General features: G+C 67.9%; 1 protein-coding gene. It reads right to left on the bottom strand.

Annotated elements, in window-relative coordinates; all coding sequences use genetic code 11:
* Positions 1-1,901, bottom strand: a 1,901-nt coding sequence (locus K8625_RS43445) for a condensation domain-containing protein (protein ID WP_370642039.1), incomplete at its 3' end; no start/stop codon positions are given.
* Between the last annotated feature and the right edge of the window lie 48 nt (positions 1,902-1,949).

Below are 1,949 nucleotides of genomic sequence, written 5' to 3'. Positions count from 1 at the left end.
CAGATTTCAAAGGTGGCGGCGTCGAAGGAGGCGTTGGAGACCTGGGCGACGCGGTCCTGGGAGGACAGCTGGATGTAGTCGGAGTCGCGGACGAGACGGACGACGCCGAGGTGGGGGACGAGGATGCCCTTGGGCTGGCCCGTCGAGCCCGACGTGTAGATGGCGTACGCCAGATGCGAAGGCTGCGTCGAAGTGGGCGGCGCGCGGGGGGGCTGCCGGGCGAGCACCTCTGCTTGCGTGTCCATCGCCACGACGTGGACCCCACTCTCGGAGGAGAGCTTGCCGGAGAGCGCCTGTGTGGTGACGAGGATGGGGGCTCGCGCGTCCCGGAGCATGAACGAGAGGCGATCCACCGGATACGACGTGTCCAGCGGCAGATACGCCCCACCGGCCTTGAGGCACGCGAGCATCGCGACGATGAGTGACGGCGAGCGCTCCAGGTAGATGCCGACCAGCGTATCGGGGACGACACCGAGGCCCTGGAGGTGCCACGCGAGCTGGTTGGCCTGGGTCTCCAACTGCGCGTAGGTGAGCGACTCGTCTCCGAAGCGGACCGCGAGCGCGTGAGGTGTGGCTCGCGCCTGCACGGAGAACAGCTCATGGATGCAGCCGTGCCGGGGGAACTCGGTGGAGGTCTTGTTCCAGTCGAGGAGGACCTTGTTCCGCTCGGGCTCCGTGAGGAGCGGGAGCCCGGTGATGCGGGTGTCCGGCTGCTCCGCCGCAGCGGTGAGCAGCGTCTGGAAGTGCCCCAGCATCCGGTGGATGGTGTCCGGGGTGAAGAGGTCGGTGTTGTACTCGACCGCGCAGTCCAGCCCCTCGGAGCCCTCCACCGTGGCGACGATGAGGTCGAACTTCGACGTGTGCGTCCGAAGCTCCCTCGACTCCATCGACAAGGCCGATGTGGGCGGCGACTGCTCGACGCCACTCTGGAGCGCGAACATCACCTGGAAGAGCGGTGAGTAGCTCGGGTCCCGCTCGGGCTGCAGGGCTTCGACGACCTGCTCGAAGGGGACGTCCTGGTGCGCATAGGCTCCGAGCGCGACCTCGCGGACGCGACGCAGCAGCTCGCGGAAGGATGGCGCACCGGACACGTCGGTGCGCATCACCAGCGAGTTGACGAAGAAGCCGATGAGCCCCTCGAGCTCCGCGCGGTTGCGGTTCGCGATGGGTGTTCCGACGCTGATGTCCGTCTGTCCGCTGTAGCGGCGCAGGAGCACCTGGAAGCCCGCGAGCAGCGTCATGAAGAGGGTGGTGCCCTCCTTCCGGCTCAGCCGCTTGAGCGAGTCGAGCAACGACAGCGGCAGGGTGCGTCTCGCGACCGCGCCCCGGAACGTCTGGATGGCGGGGCGCGGGAAGTCCGTCGGCAGCGGCAGGAACGGCGGCGCACCCGCGAGCTGCTCCTTCCAGTATGAGAGCTGGGCATCGAGCCGCTCGCCCTGGAGCCACTGACGCTGCCACACCGCGAAGTCCGCGTACTGGATGGGGAGCGCGGACAGGGGCGAGGGCTCGTCACGGGTGAACGCGGTGTAGAGCGCGTTCAGCTCGCGGAAGAGCACATCCATGGACCAGCCATCCGAGACGATGTGGTGCATCGTCAGCAGCAAGATGTGCTTCCTGTCGTCCGCGCGAAGCAGGGCAGCTCGAATCAGCGGTCCCTGGCTCAGGTCGAACGGCAGTCGCGCCGCTTCCTCGGAGAGCTGCGTGAGTCGCTCCTCACGCTCGTCGACGGGAACCTGCCGCAGGTCCACACACGTCAATGGCAGCGGGAGAGACGGCGCGATGAGCTGGAAGGGCTGGCCGTCGTGGAGAGCGAAGGAGGTGCGGAGGGACTCGTGACGCGCCATGAGGGCGTCGAGAGCGCGCTGGAGGGCTGGGAGGGAGAGCTCGCCGGAGAGGTGGATGGCGAGAGGGACGTTGTAGGCGGCGCTGCCAGGCTGGAGCTGGTCGAT

It is taken from the genome of Myxococcus sp. AS-1-15 (assembly GCF_020037055.1).
Taxonomy (GTDB): domain Bacteria; phylum Myxococcota; class Myxococcia; order Myxococcales; family Myxococcaceae; genus Myxococcus; species Myxococcus fulvus.
Note: the sequence above shows the minus strand (reverse complement) of the source record. Positions and strands in the feature narration are given on the sequence as shown.